We start from the raw sequence: 20,356 nt of genomic DNA, 5'->3' as shown, positions 1-20,356 counted from the left end.
GCCGCGGATCAGCTGCGATCGTCGCCCGGGCCCGGGGTGTCAGCGTCGCGGCCGGGCTCCTGTCCGGGACGCCGGGCGCGCAGCCGCCTCTGCACACCGGGGGGTGGCGGGTAGGGCCTGGTGGCTGTGCCGAGACCAAAACCGTCGTCGTGGGGATCGTCCTGCGGCAGACCGGTCGTCGGCGGCGCCTCCACCCCCTCGCGCAGCTCCTCGGGACTGGCGCCGAGGTCGGCTGCGTTGCGACCGGTGGAGTCCACCAGCTGGGTGGGGTCGGCGATCTCCTCCAGCCTCGTCTCCTTCTGGGCGTCCTCCACGCCCAGCTGGTCCAGGATCCCTGCCTTGCGGTCGGCGAGGTACTGCTTCATCTCCCGCTTGATGGTCGGCAGCAGCAGGTAGACACCCAGCAGGTTGACGAAGGCGCAAACGAAGAGGAAGTTGTCGGCGAAGTCGAGCACCGAGGTGAAGGTGAGGATGCAGCCCAGGACGGTGAAGAGCAGGAAGACGACCCGGTAGATCAGCGTCGAGCGCCTGGTGTCGCCAAAGAGGTAGTTCCACGCACGCTGACCGTAGTAGGACCAGGTGATGAGGGTGGAGATCGCGAACAGCGCGACCGCCAGGGCCAGGACCGGCGGGAACCAGGAGATCTGGGCGCCGAAGGCGTCGGAGGTGATCTGCACGCCGGAGAGACCGTGGTCGCCGTCGGAGTCGAAGTAGAGCTGGCGCTGCTCGTTGTAGAAGTCGGTGCTGGCGATGCTGATGGTCAGCGCCGTCATCGTGCAGATGAGCACCGTGTCGATGAACGGCTCGAAGATGGCGACGAACCCCTCGGACACCGGGCGCCGGGTCTTGACCGTGGAGTGCGCGATCGGCGCGGAGCCCAGGCCGGCCTCGTTGGAGAAGGCCGCCCTGGTCATCCCCACGACGATGACGCCGAAGAAGCCACCCACCACCCCCTCCGGGGTGAAAGCTCCGGTGAAGATGCCGGCGATCGCGCTCGGGATCTGCGGCATGTTGGTGAGGATGACGACCAGGCAGGCCAGCACGTAGATGCCGCCCATGAGCGGCACCAGGGTGGCCGTGGTCCGTCCGATGGAGCGCATGCCGCCGATGATCACCAGGCCCACGAGGGTGGCGATGACCAGCCCGGTGACCAGACCGCCGGTGGTCGAGGACAGGAAGCCCGTGCCGTCGGGGTCGAGGACGGTGACGACCTGGCTGTAGGTCTGGTTGGACTGGAACATGTTGCCGCCGCCCACCCCGAAGAACAGGATCGCCACAGCGAACAGGCCGGTGAGGAAGACGGAGATGGGCCTGGGGAACCTGGTGAAGGCCACCGGCAGGTACTTGAACGGGCCACCGGAGACCGTGCCGTCCGGCCGGATCTCCCGGTACTTCACCCCCAGCGTGCACTCGGCGAACTTGGTCGCCATGCCGAACAGGCCCGCCAAGATCATCCAGAAGGTCGCCCCCGGGCCGCCCATGGTGACCGCCGCGCCCACGCCGGCGATGTTGCCCAGGCCCACGGTCCCGGACAGGGCCGAGGTCAGCGCCTGGTAGTGCGGGATCTCACCGGGGTCGTCCTTGGAGGAGTACTTGCCCCGAATGACGTTGAAGGCCGTCGGGAGACCCCGCACCTGGATGAAACCCAGGTAGAAGGTGATCACGATGGCGGCAACGACCAGCCAGAGAACCACGAAGGGGATGTCCAGGAACGGGACTTCAAAGAAGATGATGTCCCCGGAGAGGTCGGTGACGATCTTGAAGTTGTCGTTGACCGTCGTCTCCAGGTTCGTGATCCACTCCGGATCCCGCCTGTCGATGGCGCTTTCGGCGTCCCCCATGGGGAGCTGCAGGCTCGTCAGCATGGGGAAACACAACTCTTACCCCCTACCCACGTCAACGACAACCAACCATCGTGACCTAATCGTGACCTTGACGGCATACCTCCTGTGGGTCTGGGAGAATGACGCGCATGACCTCCACGCACCGCTCCCTGGACCCGTCGCGCCCGGCAACCCTGCCCGAGCGCCCCACCGTCGACGGTCTGGAGCAGCGCTGGGTAAAGGTCTGGAAGGAGCGCGACGTCTACGCCTTCGACCGGGAGGCGGCGCTGGCTCCCGACGTCGACCGCAGCCAGATCTTCGCGGTCGACACCCCGCCGCCGACCGCGTCGGGCAGCCTGCACATCGGGCACGTCTTCGGCTACACCCAGGCCGACTGCCTGGCCCGCTACCACCGGATGACCGGCAAGCACGTCTTCTACCCGATCGGCTGGGACGACAACGGCCTGCCCACCGAGCGCCGGGTGCAGAACTTCTACGGCGTGCGTGGCGACGCGACCCTGCCGCACGACCCCGGCTTCACCCCGCCGCAGCAGGGCGGGGACGGCAGGAGCACCCGGGCCGCTGACCAGGTGCCTGTGGGCCGCGCCAACTTCATCGAGCTCTGCGAGGAGCTCACGGTGATCGACGAGAAGGCCTTCGAGGACACCTTCCGGCGCCTTGGCCTGGCCATCGACTGGAACGTCCAGTACCGCACTATCGACGACCGCTCCCGCGCCGTCGCGCAGCAGGCCTTCCTGCGCAACCTGGCCCGCGGGGAGGCCTATCAGGCGGAGGCGCCCGGGCTATGGGACATCACCTTCCAGACCGCGGTCGCCCAGGCCGAGCTGGAGGCCCGCGACTACCCCGGCGCCTACCACCGGGTCGCCTACCACCCCGTTGCCGACGGTGAGGGCGCCGAAGAGGGTCATGCCGAGCCCGTGTATATCGAGACCACCCGTCCCGAGCTCATCTGCTCGGTCGTCGCGCTCATCGCCCACCCCGACGACGAGCGCTACCAGCACCTGTTCGGCACCACCGTCGCCTCGCCGTTGTTCGGCGTCGAGGTCCCGGTCCTGGCCCACCCCATGGCTGAGATGGACAAGGGCGCGGGCATCGCGATGTGCTGCACCTTCGGCGACATGACCGACGTGCAGTGGTGGCGCGAGCTGTCGCTGCCGACTCGCTCGGTCATCACCCGCAACGGTCGCCTGCAGACCGAGACGCCCGAGTGGATCGCCGGCGGGCCCGGCGAGCGCCTGTATGCCGAGCAGCTCTCCGGGCGGACCACCCACTCCGCGCGGGAGGCCGTCGTCGCAGCGCTGCGCGAGTCCGGCGACCTGCAGGGAGAGCCGCAGAAGACCCAGCGCAAGGCCAACTTCTTCGAGAAGGGTGACAAGCCGCTGGAGATCGTGACCACCCGGCAGTGGTTCATCCGCAACGGCGGCAAGGACGAGGCTGTGCGCGAGGCGCTGCTGGACCGCGGCGAGGAGCTGGCCTTCCACCCCGAGTTCATGCGCACCCGCTACCGCAACTGGGTCGGCGGGCTCAACGGCGACTGGCTGGTCAGCCGCCAGCGCTTCTTCGGCGTCCAGATCCCGGTCTGGTATGCCGTGGACGCCCACGGCGAGGTCGACCACGACACCGTGCTCGTGCCCGCCGAGGAGCGGCTGCCGATCGACCCGATGTCCGACGTCCCCGGCGGCTACACCGAGGACCAGCGGGACAGGCCCGGTGGCTTCACCGGCGACCCCGACATCATGGACACCTGGGCCACCTCCTCGCTCTCCCCCCAGATCGCCGCCGGCTGGCCGGTCGCCGGTGCACCGGACGGGGAGCGCGGCAACGACAGCACGCTGTTCGACAAGATCTTCCCCTTCGACATGCGGCCGCAGGGGCACGACATCATCCGTACCTGGCTGTTCGCCACGGTCGTGCGCGCGCACTACGAGCACGGCTCCCTGCCCTGGACCGACGCCTATATCAACGGCTGGATCTTGGACCCGGACCGCAAGAAGATGAGCAAGTCCAAGGGCAACGCCACCACGCCGCTGGGGATGTTGGAGGAGCACGGCACCGACGCGGTCCGCTACTGGGCGGCTGCCGCCCGGCCCGGCGTGGACACCATCGATGACCCCGGCCAGATCAAGGTCGGGCGCCGGCTGGCGATCAAGCTGCTCAACGCCAGCAAGTTCGCGCTGTCCTTCGGCGAGCTGCCCGAGGGCCGCGACGTGGCCGAGCTGGTGACCGAGCCGATCGACCGCTCGATGCTGGCCGGACTGGCGGCCGTCGTGGAGCGGGCCACCGCGTCCTACGAGGCGTGGGACTACTCGAGCGCGCTGGACGTCACCGAGTCGTTCTTCTGGGCGTTCTGCGACGACTACCTCGAGTTGGTCAAGGAGCGGGCCTACGGCGGTGCCTTCTCCGCGGAGGGGCCGACGACCGACCCAACGCCGCAGACGCTGTCAGCCCGGGCCGCGCTGCGCCTGGCCCTCTCGGTCCAGCTGCGCCTGCTGGCGCCGGTGGTGTCGTTCGCAACCGAGGAGGTCTGGTCCTGGTTCCACGACGAAGCCTCCTCGGTGCACCTGCAGCCCTGGCCGCGGGTCGAGGAGCTGGCCGCCGCTGCCGGCAGTGGTGACGCCGCGCTGCTGCCGACGGTCGGCCAGGCCCTCACCGGGCTGCGCAAGGCCAAGTCGGAGGCCAAGGTGAAGATGCGCACCGAGATCTCGGCCGCGACAATCGCCGGGCCGCAGGACGAGCTCGGCCGTGTCCGCGCCGCCCTGGGCGACCTGTCCGCCGCCGGCAAGGTCAGCGGCGACGTCTCCTTCGCCGAGGCGGAGACCCTGGAGGTCCGCGACGTCTCCCTGGTGACCGAGGACGCCCCCAGCGCCTGACCGTGTCCCCGGTCGGGGGCATAGCCTGTCCCCGGTCGGGGGCATAGCGTGTCCCCGGTCGGGGGCATAGCGTGTCCCCGGTCGGGGCGACATAGGGTGGCGGGCATGCGTAGGGGCATGACGTCGACCGTGGTGGTCACCGTGCTGTTGGCCGTGGGGGGCCTGCTTCTGCTGGTCTGGAGCTCCTCCAGCGGGTCACCGCTGGTCGGGGCGCCCCAGGGCACTTGGGGGCCCCCGCCGATCACGATGCAGGCAGAGCCCCCCGTCGACCTCGAGCTCGAGACCCTCCCCCCGGAGCAGGCGGCCGACTCGCCCGACGGGCCAGACCTCAATCAGTGGATCGTCGACGCCGTCCAGCTGCTGCTCCTGCTCACGCTCGTCTTCGGGCTGCTGCACGTCCTCCGCAGGTTGCTCGAGCGCGAGAAGCGCGAAGGCACCGGTCCGCCCCGGGAGCGCGAGGAGGAACTGGCCGCCCTCCTGGACGCCAGCGGCGAGGAGGTCCGCTACCGCGCCCTGACGCAGGGCGACCCGCGCAACGCGGTCGTCGCCTGCTGGGTGGCCCTGGAGGACGCCGTCCAGCGCTCGGGGTTGGACCAAGACCCCTCCCAGACCGCCAGCGAGCTCACCGGCGAGGTCCTGACCCGCTGGGAGGTCGACCCGTTGGCCATCCGCGACCTAGCCGCCGCCTACCGCGAGGCTCGCTTCTCCCGCCACCCCATCACCGAGGGGCAACGCCGGGCCGCCGTCGACGCCCTGGAGCGGATCCACCACGACCTGCGCCGCAAGGTCAAGGCCGAGCAGGAGGCCCGAGAGGCGCGGGAGGCCACCGACCAGACCGCCGCGCAGGCCGTCGCCGGGGAGGGCACCCCGGCCGAGGTTGCCCGATCCGGCGACACCCCGCACGGTGGCCGCGGACGCCCCCAGCACGGGACGGACCGCTGATGCGCCCGCGCCTGTGGGACCGGCTCCGGGCCGCCTACCTGCCTTTTGCCCTGCTCGCGCTCGGAGTGGGGGCGCTGCTGTACTACATCGGCTCGCTGCCGCATACCCTGCCCGCGGCGGTACTCGTCGTCCTGCTGGGCACCGCGGTCCTGGCGCTGATCCACCGGGTACTGGCCCAGGACGGCCGCGGGGTCGAACCGGCCTACTGGGTCTCCACCCCGCACGCCGAGTCGACCCCACCCGCCGCGATGGACTACCGCCTGCTGCGCCTGCGCCGTGACCTGCGCGACGCGCTGGAGCGCGAGGACCGGCCCGACCACATCTATCCAGTGCTGCGCGAGCTGACAGCCGAACGGTTGCGGGCCCGGCACGACATCGACCTCGACGACCAGCCCGAGCTGGCCCGCCAGGTGCTTTCCCCTGGCCTGATCAGATACCTGGACGCCCCTCCCACAGACACCCGCCGACGCAGCCGGAGCGCGCTGCACCACGCCATCGAAGGGATCGAGAAGCTATGACCGAGACGACGACCGCGCAGATGAGCGTGGCCGAGGTGTGCGCACGGGCCGGTGCGGTGCTGGACCGCGTCGAGCAGGCAGTCGTGGGCAAGCGTGAGTCACTGACTCTCGTGCTGACCTCCGTCCTGTCCCGGGGCCACGTGCTGCTGGAGGACTTCCCCGGCCTGGGCAAGACCCTGGCGGCGCGATCCTTCGCCCAGACCCTGGGGCTGGACTTCACCCGCGCCCAGTTCACCCCCGACCTGCTGCCCTCGGACCTCACCGGGTCCTTCGTCTACGACCAGAAGGTCTCCGAGTTCGCCTTCCGGCCCGGGCCGCTGTTCACCGGCCTGCTGCTCGCCGACGAGATCAACCGCACGCCCCCCAAGACGCAGTCAGCGCTGCTGGAGGCGATGCAGGAGCACCAGGTCACCGTCGAGGGCCAGACCTTCGCGCTGCCGCAGCCCTTCCACGTCCTGGCCACCGCCAACCCGGTCGAGTACGAGGGCACCTACCCCTTGCCCGAGGCCCAGCTCGACCGTTTCCTCATGCGGGTCTCCTTCGGCTACCCCACCGCCGAGGAGGAGTGGGACGTGCTGCGCCGCCGGATCGCCCGCCAGCAGGAGGACCAGCACCTCGAGGCGGTCACCGACGCCGAGGGGCTGGCGGCCATGCAGGCCGCGATCGAGACCGTGCCGGTGGAGGACGACATCTCCCGCTACTGCGTCGAGCTGGCCGCGGCCACCCGCCGGCACCGGGCGGTGCTGGTCGGCTCCTCCCCCCGCGGCTCGTTGGCGCTGATGCTGACCAGCCGGGCGTATGCCGTGGTGCACGGCCGTGACTTCGTCACCCCCGAGGACGTCAAGGCGGTCGCGCACGCCGTCCTGGACCACCGGATCTCGATCAAGCCCGAGCTGTGGATGTCGGACACCGGCGGCGCAGCGGTTGTGACCGCCGCGCTGGGTCAGGTGCCGGTGCCGGGGTCCCGGACCGGGGCCGCGACGGTCGAGGCCGATGACGCGCCGGGCACCCGGGCGGCAGCCGGCGCCGGCACCCCCACCGGCGACCGGCGCTGAGGCTGTCCATGGCCAGTGCCCCGCCCACCGCGCAGCGCGCGGACCCCGCCGACTGGCGGGACCGCTGGCGCGCGACGCACGCCTACCTGCGCTGCCTCGTCGTGGTCCTCACGGTGGCCCCGGTCGCGCTGCTGTGGCGCCGGCCGGACCTGCTCGTGCTGGCCTCGCCGTTCGCGATGATCCTGGCCTGGAGCGTAGTGACCCGCCCGCACGCCGTCCCGACCCGGCGGTTCGCGCTCTCACACAGTTTGGTGCGGGAGGGCCAGCAGGTGCTGGCCGTCGCCGCGATCGAGCCCGTGGAGGGGGCAGAGGTGCTCTCGGCCGCCGTCTCGCCCGCGCCCTACATCGAAGGCGTCGTGCAGGAGCAGGTCCGCGCCGTGCGCGACCTGGAGGGCTTGGAGAAGGAGCACACCTGCGCGGTCGCCGACGCCTCAGGCGAGACCGTCGGCGGGCTGCGACGCGTCCTGGTCGGGCTGCGGGTCGGCCGGTGGGGCGTGCGCCGCGTGGGACCAGTGCAGATGGCCGCCACCAGCGCCTGGGGCTCCTTCCGTTGGGGGCCCATCTCCCAGCCTCCGTTGGGTCTGCGGGTGCTGCCGCAGCCTCTGGCCTTCGACACCTCTGCCCCGGCCCCGCACCCGCGCGGGCTGGTAGGGCAGCACCGGTCCGCCCGCCCCGGGGACGGCGCCGAGTTCGCCACGCTGCGCCCCTTCCAGGTCGGGGACCGGCTGCGACGCATCCACTGGCCGCGTTCCACGCGCGAGCCCGGGCAGCTCTACGTCACCTCCAGCTACGCCGACCAGGACACCCACGTCGCGGTGCTCCTCGACGCCCACTACGACCTGGGTGTCTCTGGCGGCCTCGACGGCGAGCCCAGCTCCCTGGACCGCTCGGTGCGGGCCGCCGCCGCAATATCCGAGCATTTCCTGCAGCAGGGGGACCGGGTCAGCCTGCGCGTCCTGTCGGCCCGCACCCCCCTGACGGTGCCGATCGGCACCGGCAAGCGACACGGCATACGCATCCTGGACACCCTGTGCCGGGTGGTGCCCTCCGTCGACGACCAGACCGACCCCGCCACCGTCCACCTGGGCGTCAAGGAGGGCACGCTGGTGGTGATGATCTCCGCGCTGGTCTCCCCCGACGCGCTGACCCAGGCCGCGATGCTGGCCGCCCGCGGGATCTCGGTGGTCGTCATCGACGCGCTCGTCGACCCGCAGGAGGGCGGTGTGGTGCCGAGTGCGGACAAGGACCAGCTGGCCCGGACCGCCTGGCGCATCCGACTGTTGGAGCGCGAGCGGGAGATCCGGGCCATCCAGGCCCAAGGCGTGGCGGTCGTGCCGTGGCTGGGCCCGGGTAGCCTCGACGTGGTGCTGCGCGAGCTGGCTCGCCGCGGCAGGAGGGCCGGGGTATGAGCGCGCTGTTGCCCCGTACGGCCCCTGACGGCAGGAGGGTCGCGGCGTGACTGAGCTGCGAGCTCTATGGATCGACCTCGTGTCGGCCAGCCAGACCCAGCTGAGGGTGCGCCTGGTGGCGGTCGCCGGCGCGCTGGTCTTCCTGCTGTCCTTCGTCGCCGCCGGTGGCGGAGGCTGGTGGTCCTGGGGCGGGATGCTGCTGCTCGGGCTGGGGCTCGCCCTCAACCCGGTCACGCTGCTCCCGGTCACCTTCGTCCTGTTCGGGATCGCCTCGTGGTGGGCCAGCGCCGAAGGCCCCTGGCACTGGGCTCTCCTGCCCGCCACCCTCGGTCTGCTCCTGGTGCACGCCGGGACCGCGCTGGCCGCCTCGGTGCCCCCGCAGGCAGCGTTGCCCCGGTCAGTGATCGAGCTGTATGGGGTGCGGGTCGCCCTCGTCGCAGCCCTGGCCATCCTCGTCTGGGGACTGACCGGTGTAGTCAGCGGGGTCGCGACGGGTGCAGGCGGGGCGGTGCCGGGCATTCTGGGACTGACGCTGCTGGTCGCCGCGCTGGCCTTCTACGTCCGCGGCACCCGGTCGGCCGTGCGGAGGGGCTGAGCAGTCGGCATACGCCCGGTCAGCCCTCAGGCGCTCTCTTTGCGCTGGGTGCGCTTGCGCTGCACCTCGCGGCGCACGATCGTGGGGTTCACGTTCTTGGCGACGACGTCCCCGGTGATGACCACCTTGGCGATCTCGTCGTCGCTGGGGACGTCGAACATCACCGGCAGCAGCACCTCTTCCAGGATGGCCCGCAGGCCGCGGGCCCCGGTGCCGCGCAGCAGCGCCTGGTCGGCGATCGAGTCGAGTGCCTTGTCCTCGAACTCCAGCTCCACGCCGTCGATCTCGAACATCCGCTGGTACTGCTTGACCAGCGCGTTGCGCGGCTCGGTCAGGATGTTGACCAGCGCGTCCCGGTCCAGCGGGGTGACCGTGGTGATGACCGGAAGGCGGCCGATGAACTCGGGGATGAGGCCGAACTTCATCAGGTCCTCGGGCAGCACCTCGGCGAAGTGCTCGTTGGCGTCGGTGGCCGACTTCAACTCCGCCCCGAAGCCCAGGCCCTGCTTGCCGGTGCGGGCCTCGATGATCCTCTCCATCCCGGCAAAGGCACCCCCGACGATGAACAGCACATTGCCGGTGTCGATCTGGATGAACTCCTGGTGCGGGTGCTTGCGCCCGCCCTGCGGCGGCACCGAGGCGACCGTGCCCTCCAGGATCTTCAGCAGAGCCTGCTGCACGCCCTCACCGGAGACGTCACGGGTGATCGAGGGGTTCTCGCTCTTGCGGGCGATCTTGTCGATCTCGTCGATGTAGATGATCCCGGTCTCGGCCTTCTTGACGTCGAAGTCCGCGGCCTGGATCAGCTTGAGCAGGATGTTCTCGACGTCCTCGCCCACGTAGCCTGCCTCGGTGAGGGCGGTGGCGTCGGCGATCGCGAAGGGCACGTTGAGCATCCGGGCCAGGGTCTGGGCCAGGTAGGTCTTGCCGCAACCGGTGGGGCCGATGAGCAGGATGTTGGACTTGGCGATCTCCACCGCGTCCTCCCCCCGGACGCCCTCCCCCGCCTGGATCCGCTTGTAGTGGTTGTAGACCGCGACCGCGAGCGCTCGCTTGGCCGGGTCCTGGCCCACGACATACTGCTGCAGGAACTCGAAGATCTCGCGTGGCTTGGGCAGCTGGCCCAGGCCCAGGTCACTGGACTCGGCCAGCTCCTCCTCGATGATCTCGTTGCACAGGTCGATGCACTCATCGCAGATGTACACGCCAGGGCCCGCGATCAGCTTCTTGACCTGCTTCTGGCTCTTCCCGCAGAAGGAGCACTTCAGCAGGTCGCTGCTCTCACCCATTCGCGCCATGCCCCGACGCTACCTTGCCGGACGAGACGGGGACAGGGTTTTGCGCTCATGGCCGAGGTGTGTTGCCAACTGTCCGCTGTGGGCGCAACCCCGTCAGCCCCCTCACGCCGGCGTGCGCTGACTCCCGCGCGGCTGCGGCAGGCCGGCTCTTTCCCGCCCGGGCCTGGCCCGCAGTCAGGCCGGTCAGCAGGAGCAGCACCGGCAGGAGCGCCACGAGATAGCGCGCGCGGGTCTCGAAGATGCTGAGGTATGCCGTGAGCACCAGGAGGGTGAGGGCACAGGCGGCCACCCAGGGGTGGGCTCGGGCACGCCACAGGCCGACCGACGTGATGAGGAGCACGGCCACCCACAGGCCTTGCACCAGTGGTGCGACGTGCTGCCGGTAGGGCTCGCCGCTGCCGATGTGCCACTGCTGCATCTGGCCCCAGCTTCCCGGCAGCAGTCCCGGTTGGGTCCTGTCATCCCCCTCCCAGTGGGCCGCGAAGGTGCCGTCGCCCCACGTCCAGGCCACCTTCTTGGTGAGGAACTCGAGGTTGCCCACGACCCCTCGCTCGCCCACCTGCTGCCCGATTTTCTGTCTGGAGATCTCCCTGCGGACGTCCGGGTCCGGCTCGTGCCTCATCGCCGAGGCATGCTCCCAGTTCCAGGCGCCGTAGGCCCGCGTCGGCGACGGGTCCTGCGAGTCATAGGTGCCCATCGCGAGGAAGTGCTCGACGGGGTAAGGCTCCGTCGCCTGCGCCCGTCGCTCCTCGGGCAGCTCGGTGAAGCGTGCGGCACCGGCGTGGACCCCGACAACACCCACCACCAGCGTGGCCAGGACGCCCAGCACCACCGCTCCAGCCCGCACGCGCCCCCGCCGCTGGGCCAGCGCGGGCACGAGCGCGAGCGCCCCCAGGGCGAGCGCCACGGCATACGCCTTAAGGCTGACCGCAAGCACCAGGGCCGCGAGCGCCACCGCCCACCATGCCCCACCGGCCCCCGTCCAGGCGCGGACCACTGCCCAGAGGGCAAGTGCCACCAAGGCGGCGGTCGGCAGGTCGGAGTAGGGGATGGCGGCCTGAGCGTTGAGGCCGAGAAGCACCGTGGCCAGCGCCTGGGCCGGCCACACCGCACCTGGCCGCCCGAGCCGCACCAGCGTCGAACCGAGACACCAGAGGACCACCAGCATCCCGGCCGTCTGAACCGCGAGCATGCCGGCGAGGACGGGCAGACCCAGCCCGGAACCGATGGTGACGCCGCCGTACATGAGGGCGAGCAGGGGAATGTTGTTGGGATACTTCGCAAAGTACTCGACACCCCCTTGGCTCAAACCCCGCCCATCCGCGAGCTTCTCGACCGCCCAGTAGACCTGGCGGGCGTCCCAGCCGAAGTCGATCAGGGCCAGAGGCAGGTGGGCGAGGATCAACACACCACCGAGGACCGTGCCGAGCGCCACTGCCCGGGCCGGCCTGCGAGCCACCGCCCGCGCCATGGCGTTGCCCGTCCGTGCTCCACCGATGAACGCGAGGAGGACGACGGCCGTGGCGGCCCAGACGGCCCCCACGGGGAAGACGAACCAGGTGTTCCGCGGCGCGACCAACGCTACCCCGGCGACGACGGCCAGCATGAGGCTCAGGGCGCGAGGCATCCAGTGCAGGACTCGGGTCACTCGCCAGACCCTAACGGGGGTCCAGTCGATGCCAGCGCATAATCGGCCGCAGATAGCGCAGCGCGCCCGGTCACGGGTGACCGGGCGCGCTGCGCCGTGTGCGGTGGGCCTCAGTCCTCGAGCGAGGCCTTGCGGGAGCCGAGCACCTCATCGATCAGGCCGTACTCCTTGGCCTCCTGGGCGGTGAGGATCTTGTCGCGCTCGATGTCCTTACGGACCTGCTCGATCGACTTGCCGGAGTGCTTGGCCCAGGTCTCCTCCAGCCAGTTGCGCATGCGCAGCACCTCGTTGGCCTGGATCTCGATGTCGGAGGCCTGGCCGTACTCGCCGCCCATGAGCGCGGGCTGGTGGATGAGCACGCGGGCGTTGGGCAGGGAGAAACGCTTGCCGTGGGCACCGGCGGCCAGCAGCACGGCAGCGGCCGAGGCCGCCTGCCCGATGACGAAGGTCTGCACGTCGGGCTTGATGTACTGCATCGTGTCGTAGATCGCCGTCAGCGCGGTGAAGCTGCCACCGGGGCTGTTGATGTACATCAGGATGTCCCGGTCGGGGTCCTGGCTCTCCAGCACGAGCAGCTGGGCGATGACGTCGTCGGCCGACGCGTCGTCGACCTGCACGCCGAGGAAGATGATGCGGTCCTCGAAGAGCTTGGTGTACGGGTCCTGACGCTTGGTGCCGTAGGAGGTGCGCTCCTCGAACTGCGGCAGGATGTAGCGGCTGGAGGGGGCGGGCACCGGGAGGTGGCCGCCGGCCGGGGCGGCGCCCATCCAGGCGCCGCCGGCGTAGGGGCTGTGGGGCTGGGTCATATCAGCTCGTCCTTGTCTCTGGTCGCCGTCAGGCCTGGTCCCGGGCGGCCCCGGTGGAGGTCGCGTAGACGTGGTCGACGAAGCCGTACTCCTTGGCCTCGGCCGCGGTGAACCAGCGGTCGCGGTCGGAGTCGGCCTCGATCTGCTCCACGCTCTGCCCCGTGTGCTCGGCGATCAGCTCGGCCATCTGCTTCTTGATGTGCAGCATCTGCTCGGCCTGGATCTTGATGTCCGAGGCGGTGCCGCCGATGCCGCCGGAGGGCTGGTGCATCATGACTCGGGCGTGCGGGGTGGCGTAGCGCTTGCCCTTGGTGCCCGCGGAGAGCAGGAACTGGCCCATCGAGGCCGCCAGGCCCATCGCCACGGTGGCCACGTCGTTGGGGATCCACTTCATCGTGTCGAAGATCGCCATGCCGGCGGTCACCGAGCCACCCGGGGAGTTGATGTAGAGCCAGATGTCCTTCTCCGGATCCTCGGCGGAGAGCAGGAGCAGCTGGGCGCAGATCGCGTTGGCGTTGTCGTCGCGGACGTCGGAGCCCAGGAAGATGATGCGCTCCCGGAGGAGACGGTTGTAGATCTGGTCGTCCAGGCCGCCCATCGGGCGATCGGCCATCACCGCGGGGGTGCTGGCGGAGGTGCGGGCAGGGCCGTGATCGGTCATGTTCCCTCTATCTCTTCTCGTGCGAAGTATGCCGTGCCCCGGCTCGCCGGGCGGCGGGACAGCGGCTGGACACCTGTACTCGACCCTAACGTCCGCCCCCTGTCCCCTAGTCCCGCGGGGCGGGCGTGTTCGCCGTGAGCGCAAGCGCGGACGGAGCGCGCCGGAGCCTTTCGGTGGGGTGTCCGATCGAGGGGGTTGAGGGGCGCGCGGGGGGCTCGGCGCGGTCTGGCACGCTAGCCCAGTGAGCGACGTGGGATCCCGATCGGACCGGACCTGGCTGGTGGCGCTGGCCGCCTCTTTGTGGGGGCTGTCCGCACTGTGGCGCGGGCCGCTGGCGGCGCAGTTCCCGTCGGTGGCGATCGTCTTCTGGGAGCATCTGGTGCTCACCCTGCTGGTGCTGCCCTGGCTGGTCCCGGCGGTGCGACGCGTGCTGGCCGCGTCCCGCCGCACGCAGGCCGCGGTCCTGGTGATCGGCGCCGGGTCCTCGGCCCTGGCGACCGTGCTGTTCACCCTCGCCTTCGCCGTCGGCGACCCCATCACCCCGCAGGTGCTGCAGAAGCTGCAGCCGCTGCTGGCCCTGGCCCTGGCAGCGCTCCTGCTCGGTGAACGGCTGCGGCGCAGCTACCTGTTCTTCCTCCTCCCCGCTCTGGTGGGATCCTGGCTGCTGACCTTCGCCGACCCGCTGGGGGTCAGCGTGGCCTCGGCCCAGGCCGCGCTGCTGGCCGTGGGGGCGGCCGCGCTCTGGGGCGCGGGCACCGTGCTCGGCCGGCTGGCCAGCGCCGAGCTGTCCTTCAAGGACCTCACCGCCCTGCGCTTCAGCATCGGGCTGGCGACGCTGGCGGTGGTCGCGGGCGCCACCGGGACACCCCTGGCCCTGAGCTGGTCGGCCGCGCCCCAGGTGGTCCTGCTCGCGCTCCTGCCCGGGCTGCTGGCGCTCGTCCTCTACTACCTGGCCCTGGGCCGCACCCCGGCCTCCCGGGCCACCCTGGCCGAGCTCGCCTTCCCCCTCACGGCTGCGCTCGTCGGCGTGGTCGCCTTCGGCAGCCGGCCCGAGGCCAGCCAGTGGCTGGGCGTAGCGATCGTCCTGGTCACGGTGGTGTCCCTGTCCCTGCACGAGCAGCGGGCCGCCCGACCTGTCGTCGTCGCCCAGACCCGCGTCCCCGTGCCGCGGTAGGTCAGACCCGCGCCCCGGCGCGCGGTGAGAGGCGGGCCCTCGGCCGCCGCATACCTTCTGGTGGGTGCTGCGCCGAGCTGGCTCATGGCATCGGCGGCGGCCAGACCGCCGGCCGGGCGGTCATCGACCTGGCCGACCCAGCCCGTGCGGTCACCACGGGGGCCGCGACATCCTGCTCCTACGCGTCCTAATGCACAAGGCGCCGCATACCCAAGACGACCGTGCGGGTGCCTGCAGCGCAGGCGCCCGCACGGTCGGGTAGACAGCGGTCGAGCGACCGCTGTTGATCAGGCCTTCGCGTCGGCGTCCTGCTCGGAGGCCGCGTCGTCGGTCTCGGCGACCTGCGCGTCATCCTCCGCGCCCAGGTCCTCGACGGTCTCGAGGTCCTCGTCGTCATCCTCGGCGTCCGGGTCGATCTCGTTCAGGTCGATGACCTTGCCCTCGTCGTCGACCACCGTGGCGGCCTCCAGCACGGAGGCCAGCGCCTTGCGGCGGCCGACCTCGGCGACCATGGACTGCACCTGACCGCCCTGGTCGATCTGCTGGGCAAACTCCTGGGGGTTCATCCCGTACTGCTGAGCGGTCATCATGATGTACTCGATCAGCTCGCCCTGGTCCACCTGGACCTCGTCGCGCTCCACGAGCGCATCGAGCAGGAACTGGGTGCGCATCGCCTTGGTCGTGGACTCGGTGACCTCGGCGCGGTGCACGTCGTCTTCGAGGCGGTTCTCACCCTCCAGGTGACGGTGCACCTCGGCTTCGACCAGGCTCTCGGGGACCGGGATGTCCACGCGCTCGAGCATGGCGTCCAGGACCTTGTCCCGGGCGGAGATGCCCTGCTCGAACCGGGCGCCCTGCTCGGCCTGCTTGCGCAGGTCCGCCTCGAGCTCGGCCATGGTGTCGAACTGGCTAGCCAGCTGGGCAAAGTCGTCGTCCAGCTCGGGCAGCTCCCGCTCCTTGACCGTCTGCACGGTCACGGTGACGTCCGCATCCTGGCCGGCACGGTCGCCACCGGCCAAGGGGCTGGTGAACTCCACGGTGTCGCCGGCCTTCGTGCCGCGCAGCGCCTTGTCCAGGCCCTCGAGCATGGTGCCGGAGCCGATCACGTAGGAGACGCCGGTGACCGAGTCGATCTCCTCGTCGCCGATCTTCGCCGACAGGTCGATCGTGGTGTGGTCGCCGGTCTTGGCCTTGCGCTTGATGGTCTTCAGGGTGCCGAACCGCTCGCGCAGGTTGTCCAGGCGGGCCTGCACATCCTCCTCGCTGGCCTGCGCCGCGTCGACGGTGACCTCGATGTCGGAGAAGTCGGGCAGCTCGAAGGCGGGGATGATGTCGAGCTCGGCCTCGAAGACGAAGTCCTGGCCGTCCTCCAAGGGCAGCGAGGTCAGGTTGACCTCGGGCTGGCCGAGCGGGCGCAGCTCGTGCTCCTGCACGGCCTGGGTGTAGTACTCCGGCAGTGCGTCGTTGATCGCCTCCTGCACCACGGCACCACGGCCGAAGCGCTGGTCGATGATCCGCGCGGGGACCTTGCCCTTGCGAAAGCCCGGGATCTGGACGTTGGCACCAATGCTCTTGTAGGCGGCGTCCAGCCGGGGCTTGAGGTCGGCGGCGGGGACCTCAACGGTCAGCTTGACCCGGGTCGGGGTCAGGTTTTCGACAGCGCTCTTCACTGCGGGTGCTCCAGAGGGGTTTCGGGGGTATGCCGTGCGACGGCACGACGGGTCAGTCGACTCCATGCTAAGTCGTCGGGGTAGCCGGATTCGAACCGGCGGCCTTCCGCTCCCAAAGCGGACGCGCTACCAAGCTGCGCCATACCCCGCGCATCCCCGTGCGCGGAGCACCCGGGGACAGAGGGTTAGACTATCCGTTCGGTCGGCCTGATCCCGCATCCGCGGGACACCGGGGCCGTCCACGCGGGTGTAGCTCAATGGTAGAGCCCCAGTCTTCCAAACTGGCTACGCGGGTTCGATTCCCGTCACCCGCTCCACCTGCCCCTGTGGCGCACCGGTGGTGCGATCCCGTCACTCCCTGCCCGTCACCTCCTCCAGAGGCACCGCTGACCGGCCTACGATCGGCCCATGGACCCTCGTCACACCATCGTCGTCGCCGGCACCGGCCGGGCTGGCGCCGCCCCCGACTCCCTCGTGCTCGACCTGCAGCTCGAGGGGCACGGGTCGACCGTGTCCGAGGCCCTGGACGCGCTCACCACGGCGACCGCTGCCGCGGGTGCGGCGTTGCCGGATCACGACCTGCTGACCCACCGGCTGGGCCTGCACCCACGGCACGACCACCAGGGACGCCAGGTGGGTCACACCGCATACCAGTCGCTGCAAGTGCGCACCACGGACCCGACGCGTGCGGGCGAGCTCGTGCACCGGCTGGCCGAGGCGACCGGGTCGGCGCTCGGGGTCAACGGGCTGCGCCCGGAGGTCAGCGACACCACCGAGCTGGAGCGGCTCGCGCGGCAGCGGGCGGTCGAGGAAGCCCGGGGCCGGGCCGAGCAGCTGGCCGAGCTCGGTGGCCGGGGTCTGGGACCGATGCTCTGGGCGCGGGAGGGCGGGGGTTGCTCCCCAGGGCCCTACGAAGGGGCCGACGCCCGGATGACGCTGGCCGAGGGCGGGCCGGCCGTAGACCCGGCCGACCAGGAGGTGCTGGTCGTGGTCGAGATCGGCTGGGCGCTGCGCCCCGAGGCGTAACCGGGTAGGTCCCGGCGCCTCCTCGTCTTACCTGCCCTTGTGGCGCCTCACCTTCGCAGCTTCCCGCCGAGAAGCACGACAAGTTAGGCAAGGCGGCAAGAAGCTGGAGCCTCACCACCCACCCGCGCCCCGCCCGGAGAGGCGAGGTCTCACAGGCCCAGGACCGCGCCGGCGATGAGGAAGTAGACGACCAGGCCGGTCGCGTCCACGAAGGTCGTGATGAACGGTGCGCTGACCACCGCTGGGTCCACACCGAAGCGTCTGGCCAGCAGCGGGATCAACCCCCCGGCGGTGGCCGCGAGGGCACACACCACGACGAGGGACAAACAGATCACCAGCGCCACCTGACCGTCGGTGAAGAAGCGGGCGGGGGCATAGGCCACGATCGCCAGCGCCGCACCCAGGGCCACCCCGGTGGCCAGCTCCTTGCCGAGCACACGGGGCAGGTCGACGAAGCGCACGTCGTCCACGGCGACGGCCCGGATCATCGTGCTCGCGGCCTGCGCCCCGACGTTGCCACCGGTGCCGATGAGCAGCGGGATGAACAGGGCCAGGGTGACGACCTGCTCCAGGCTGGCCTCGAAGTAGTCGAGCACGTTGACCGTCAGGGTGGCGGCGACGATGAGGATGAGCAACCAGGCGATCCGGCTGCGGACCAGGGAGGCCACGGAGGTCGACAGGTAGGGCTTGACCAGCCTGCTGGTCCCCGCGGTGCGGGCCGAGTCCTCGTCCTCCTCCAGCTGCAGCACACGCATGGCGTCGTCGACAGTGAACAGCCCCACCAGGCGCTCCTCGTCGTCCAGGACCGGCACCGCGAGGGCGCCGTGGTCGCGCACCACGTTGGCGCCGATCTCCTGGTCGTCGGTGGCGTGGACGCTGATCGGCTCCCGCATGATGCTCGCCAGCGGGACCTCGGGGTCGGTGGCAAGCAGCCTGCGCAGGGAGACCACCCCGACCACCCGGCGGTCCGGGTCGATCACCGGCACGACGTACACCGTCTCGGCAGCGCCGATCCCCTCCTGCACCGCGCGCAACGCCTCCCCGGCCGTCGCGTCCTTCGGCACGCTCACCAGCTCCGGCGTGGCCCAGCGCCCGATGGTCTCCGGCTCGTGAGCCAAGACTCTCTGGGTCTTCGCCCGCTGGTCCTCGGGCAGCCCCGCCAGCAGCTGGCGCGCCAGGTCATGGTCCAGCCCGTCCAGGGTGCGGGCCCGGTCGTCGGGGTCGAGATCGGCGATCAACCGGCTGACGTCGCGCGAGCCCAGCTCGCCGAGCAGGTCGGCCTGGACGGCGGGAGCGAGCATCTGGAAGGCCCGCACGGCGCTGGCCCGGGGCAGCAGGCGGAACGCCGTCGTGCGCTGGGCCGGCGCCATCCGCTCCAGCTCGTCGACCACGACGGGCAGGTCCGCACCGAGCAGGATCGCGCGCAGCCCCGTGAGGTCTCCGGAACGGGCGCGCTGCAGGGCCTGCGCCGCCCGCTCTAGCCCGTCCTCCTGACGGCGACGATCTGCACGCCTCATCGGGCGGTTCCCATCCTCACGGGAGCGGCGGGAGGGTGCCGTCGGCCTCGTAGGCGGTCAGCATGTCGATGCGCCTCTGGTGGCGCGTCTCGCCGGAGAACGGCGTCTGCAGGAAGACCCTGACGATCTCCCCCGCCTCCTCGACTGAGACGAACCGCGAGCCGAGCGAGACCACCCGGGCGTCGTTGTGCTCCCGGGACAGCTGGGCGATCTGCGGGGTGTAGGCCAGGGCGGCACGGATCCCGGCCACCTTGTTCGCGGCCATCTGCTCGCCGTTGCCCGACCCGCCCAGGACCACGCCGAGGGAGCCGGGGTCCTCGGCGACGGCCTGCGCGGCGCGGAGCACGAAGACCGGGTAGTCGTCCTGGGCGTCGTAGTCGACCGGTCCGTGGTCGACCACGTCGTGGCCCTGCTCGGCGAGCCAGGCGACCAGGTTACGTTGCAGCTCGTGGGCGGCGTGGTCACCGCCGAGGTGGACGCGCATGCAGTGGTCCTTTCAGGATCAGGGCGGGGTCCGACGAGTGTCGGTCGGGTGGTGCCGCCGGTAGGGGGTGCGGGCGCCGCCGGGTGCGGTGGCGGCGTTGGTCGGCGGTGGTGCGGCTGGTGCGGCTGGTGCGGCGCTGAGGCCGAGCCAACCCGGGACCGGCGCGACCCCGACGACTGCCGGGGTCGCGCGGGTCGTCAGGAGAAGTCGGGGCCCTGGTCGCGGGTGCGCTTGAGCTCGTAGAAGCCGGGAGTGCCGGCCACCAGGACGCAGCCGTCCCAGAGCCGGCCCGCGGCCTCGCCCTTGGGGGCCGGAGTGACGACGGGGCCGAAGAAGGCCACGCCCTCGACGGCGACCACCGGGGTGCCGACCTCGTCCCCGACCAGGTCCATGGCCCGCTGGTGGGAGGCGCGCAGCACCGCATCGTGGGCTTCGGAGGCGCCCGCCTCCTTCAGCGCCGGGTCCAGCCCGAGCTCCTCAATCACCTCGGCGGTGACCGCGGGCAGGTCGTCGGTGCCGCGGCCGTCGAGGTGGATCCGCTGGCCGTAGGCGTCGTACATCTTCTTGCGCAGCGCGCTGGCCTCCTCCTCGGGCAGCCCCTCGGTGGCGGCGATGATCGTCCGCACGGGCACCCAGGCCCGGGTCAGCATCGCCCGGTAGCCCTCCGGCAGCTCGTCGCGGCCCTCGTTGAGCACGGCCAGGCTCATCACGGACCAGGTGATCTCCAGGTCCCGGACGGCCGCCGCCTCGATCAACCAGCGGGAAGTCATCCACGCCCAGGGGCAGATCGGGTCGAAGAACATCTCAGCGCGTTGGGTCATGCCGCCTATCGTCCCACC

General features: G+C 70.9%; 17 protein-coding genes and 2 tRNA genes. 9 read left to right on the top strand and 10 right to left on the bottom strand.

Features of this window, described 5'->3' with window-relative positions:
• Positions 1-8: 8 nt before the first annotated feature.
• Positions 9-1,865: an alanine/glycine:cation symporter family protein gene (locus tag FY030_RS03780; RefSeq protein ID WP_238348537.1), complete on the bottom strand. Its 1,857-nt coding sequence runs from the start codon at positions 1,863-1,865 to the stop codon at positions 9-11.
• 107 nt (positions 1,866-1,972) lie between these two features.
• Here FY030_RS03780 and valS point away from each other — a divergent pair, with 107 nt between their 5' ends.
• The 6 genes from valS to FY030_RS03750 all read left to right on the top strand — a co-directional run bounded on the left by valS (position 1,973) and on the right by FY030_RS03750 (position 9,233).
• Entirely contained in the window at positions 1,973-4,714 is a 2,742-nt protein-coding gene (gene valS / locus FY030_RS03775) for a valine--tRNA ligase (protein ID WP_158060345.1), read from the top strand.
• A 105-nt stretch (positions 4,715-4,819) separates the two neighbouring features.
• A complete protein-coding gene (locus tag FY030_RS03770) occupies positions 4,820-5,656 on the top strand; it encodes a DUF4129 domain-containing protein (protein WP_158060344.1) in 837 nt (278 codons plus the stop codon).
• Complete coding sequence (locus tag FY030_RS03765; protein WP_158060343.1) at positions 5,656-6,174, top strand: hypothetical protein; 519 nt, start codon at positions 5,656-5,658, stop codon at positions 6,172-6,174. The genes FY030_RS03770 and FY030_RS03765 overlap by 1 nt, the downstream gene beginning before the upstream one ends.
• The gene (locus FY030_RS03760; RefSeq protein ID WP_238348536.1) at positions 6,171-7,229 is read left to right on the top strand and encodes an AAA family ATPase; all 1,059 of its coding nucleotides are present in this window, start codon (positions 6,171-6,173) and stop codon (positions 7,227-7,229) included. Before FY030_RS03765 ends, FY030_RS03760 begins: the two co-directional genes overlap by 4 nt.
• An 8-nt stretch (positions 7,230-7,237) precedes the next feature.
• On the top strand, positions 7,238-8,638 hold the full coding sequence (locus tag FY030_RS03755; protein WP_158060342.1) for a DUF58 domain-containing protein: 1,401 nt from the start codon (positions 7,238-7,240) through the stop codon (positions 8,636-8,638).
• A gap of 46 nt (positions 8,639-8,684) precedes the next feature.
• Positions 8,685-9,233 carry a hypothetical protein gene (locus FY030_RS03750; RefSeq protein ID WP_158060341.1) on the top strand — a complete coding sequence of 183 codons (549 nt, stop codon included), beginning with the start codon at positions 8,685-8,687 and terminating at the stop codon, positions 9,231-9,233.
• Positions 9,234-9,259: 26 nt separating this feature from the next.
• On the opposite strand, the gene clpX is transcribed toward FY030_RS03750, so the two are convergent.
• The 4 genes from clpX to FY030_RS03730 all read right to left on the bottom strand — a co-directional run bounded on the left by clpX (position 9,260) and on the right by FY030_RS03730 (position 13,598).
• Positions 9,260-10,531, bottom strand: coding sequence for an ATP-dependent Clp protease ATP-binding subunit ClpX (gene clpX, locus FY030_RS03745; RefSeq protein ID WP_158060340.1), 1,272 nt, complete (start codon positions 10,529-10,531; stop codon positions 9,260-9,262).
• Positions 10,532-10,577: 46 nt separating this feature from the next.
• Positions 10,578-12,179 carry a hypothetical protein gene (locus FY030_RS03740; RefSeq protein WP_158060339.1) on the bottom strand — a complete coding sequence of 534 codons (1,602 nt, stop codon included), beginning with the start codon at positions 12,177-12,179 and terminating at the stop codon, positions 10,578-10,580.
• 110 nt (positions 12,180-12,289) lie between these two features.
• Positions 12,290-12,946, bottom strand: coding sequence for an ATP-dependent Clp protease proteolytic subunit (locus FY030_RS03735; RefSeq protein WP_192498775.1), 657 nt, complete (start codon positions 12,944-12,946; stop codon positions 12,290-12,292).
• A gap of 67 nt (positions 12,947-13,013) precedes the next feature.
• Positions 13,014-13,598, bottom strand: a complete 585-nt coding sequence (locus tag FY030_RS03730) for an ATP-dependent Clp protease proteolytic subunit (protein WP_238348628.1) — start codon at positions 13,596-13,598, stop codon at positions 13,014-13,016.
• A 289-nt stretch (positions 13,599-13,887) separates the two neighbouring features.
• Between FY030_RS03730 and FY030_RS03725 the strand changes: the two genes are divergently transcribed.
• On the top strand, positions 13,888-14,820 hold the full coding sequence (locus FY030_RS03725; RefSeq protein ID WP_158060336.1) for a DMT family transporter: 933 nt from the start codon (positions 13,888-13,890) through the stop codon (positions 14,818-14,820).
• Between the two features lie 287 nt (positions 14,821-15,107).
• On the opposite strand, the gene tig is transcribed toward FY030_RS03725, so the two are convergent.
• Together tig and FY030_RS03715 are read right to left on the bottom strand one after the other, a co-directional pair.
• Entirely contained in the window at positions 15,108-16,490 is a 1,383-nt protein-coding gene (gene tig / locus FY030_RS03720; RefSeq protein WP_158060335.1) for a trigger factor, read from the bottom strand.
• 75 nt (positions 16,491-16,565) lie between these two features.
• Positions 16,566-16,639, bottom strand: a tRNA-Pro gene (locus FY030_RS03715).
• A gap of 94 nt (positions 16,640-16,733) precedes the next feature.
• Here FY030_RS03715 and FY030_RS03710 point away from each other — a divergent pair.
• A tRNA-Gly gene (locus tag FY030_RS03710) sits at positions 16,734-16,807 on the top strand.
• Between the two features lie 91 nt (positions 16,808-16,898).
• Positions 16,899-17,516 carry an SIMPL domain-containing protein gene (locus FY030_RS03705; RefSeq protein ID WP_158060334.1) on the top strand — a complete coding sequence of 206 codons (618 nt, stop codon included), beginning with the start codon at positions 16,899-16,901 and terminating at the stop codon, positions 17,514-17,516.
• A 149-nt stretch (positions 17,517-17,665) separates the two neighbouring features.
• On the opposite strand, the gene mgtE is transcribed toward FY030_RS03705, so the two are convergent.
• The 3 genes from mgtE to FY030_RS03690 form a co-directional block, all read right to left on the bottom strand.
• Positions 17,666-19,033 (bottom strand): magnesium transporter, encoded by a 1,368-nt coding sequence (gene mgtE, locus FY030_RS03700; RefSeq protein ID WP_158060333.1) that lies wholly within the window; start codon positions 19,031-19,033, stop codon positions 17,666-17,668.
• Between the two features lie 16 nt (positions 19,034-19,049).
• Positions 19,050-19,517 carry a ribose-5-phosphate isomerase gene (locus FY030_RS03695; protein WP_158060332.1) on the bottom strand — a complete coding sequence of 156 codons (468 nt, stop codon included), beginning with the start codon at positions 19,515-19,517 and terminating at the stop codon, positions 19,050-19,052.
• Positions 19,518-19,714: 197 nt separating this feature from the next.
• Entirely contained in the window at positions 19,715-20,338 is a 624-nt protein-coding gene (locus FY030_RS03690) for a mycothiol-dependent nitroreductase Rv2466c family protein (protein WP_158060331.1), read from the bottom strand.
• Positions 20,339-20,356 lie beyond the last annotated feature (18 nt).

Source organism: Ornithinimicrobium pratense, from assembly GCF_008843165.1.
Taxonomy (GTDB): domain Bacteria; phylum Actinomycetota; class Actinomycetes; order Actinomycetales; family Dermatophilaceae; genus Ornithinicoccus; species Ornithinicoccus pratensis.
Note: the sequence above shows the minus strand (reverse complement) of the source record. Positions and strands in the feature narration are given on the sequence as shown.

Bases quoted from the DNA above. Each gene is read 5' to 3' on its own strand.
- FY030_RS03780 (WP_238348537.1), bottom strand. From the start codon at position 1,865: ATGCTGACGAGCCTGCAGCTCCCCATGGGGGACGCCGAAAGCGCCATC.
- valS (WP_158060345.1), top strand. From the start codon at position 1,973: ATGACCTCCACGCACCGCTCCCTGGACCCGTCGCGCCCGGCAACCCTG.
- FY030_RS03770 (WP_158060344.1), top strand. From the start codon at position 4,820: ATGCGTAGGGGCATGACGTCGACCGTGGTGGTCACCGTGCTGTTGGCC.
- FY030_RS03765 (WP_158060343.1), top strand. From the start codon at position 5,656: ATGCGCCCGCGCCTGTGGGACCGGCTCCGGGCCGCCTACCTGCCTTTT.
- FY030_RS03760 (WP_238348536.1), top strand. From the start codon at position 6,171: ATGACCGAGACGACGACCGCGCAGATGAGCGTGGCCGAGGTGTGCGCA.
- FY030_RS03755 (WP_158060342.1), top strand. From the start codon at position 7,238: ATGGCCAGTGCCCCGCCCACCGCGCAGCGCGCGGACCCCGCCGACTGG.
- clpX (WP_158060340.1), bottom strand. From the start codon at position 10,531: ATGGCGCGAATGGGTGAGAGCAGCGACCTGCTGAAGTGCTCCTTCTGC.
- FY030_RS03735 (WP_192498775.1), bottom strand. From the start codon at position 12,946: ATGGGCGCCGCCCCGGCCGGCGGCCACCTCCCGGTGCCCGCCCCCTCC.
- FY030_RS03730 (WP_238348628.1), bottom strand. From the start codon at position 13,598: ATGGCCGATCGCCCGATGGGCGGCCTGGACGACCAGATCTACAACCGT.
- FY030_RS03705 (WP_158060334.1), top strand. From the start codon at position 16,899: ATGGACCCTCGTCACACCATCGTCGTCGCCGGCACCGGCCGGGCTGGC.
- mgtE (WP_158060333.1), bottom strand. From the start codon at position 19,033: ATGAGGCGTGCAGATCGTCGCCGTCAGGAGGACGGGCTAGAGCGGGCG.
- FY030_RS03695 (WP_158060332.1), bottom strand. From the start codon at position 19,517: ATGCGCGTCCACCTCGGCGGTGACCACGCCGCCCACGAGCTGCAACGT.
- FY030_RS03690 (WP_158060331.1), bottom strand. From the start codon at position 20,338: ATGACCCAACGCGCTGAGATGTTCTTCGACCCGATCTGCCCCTGGGCG.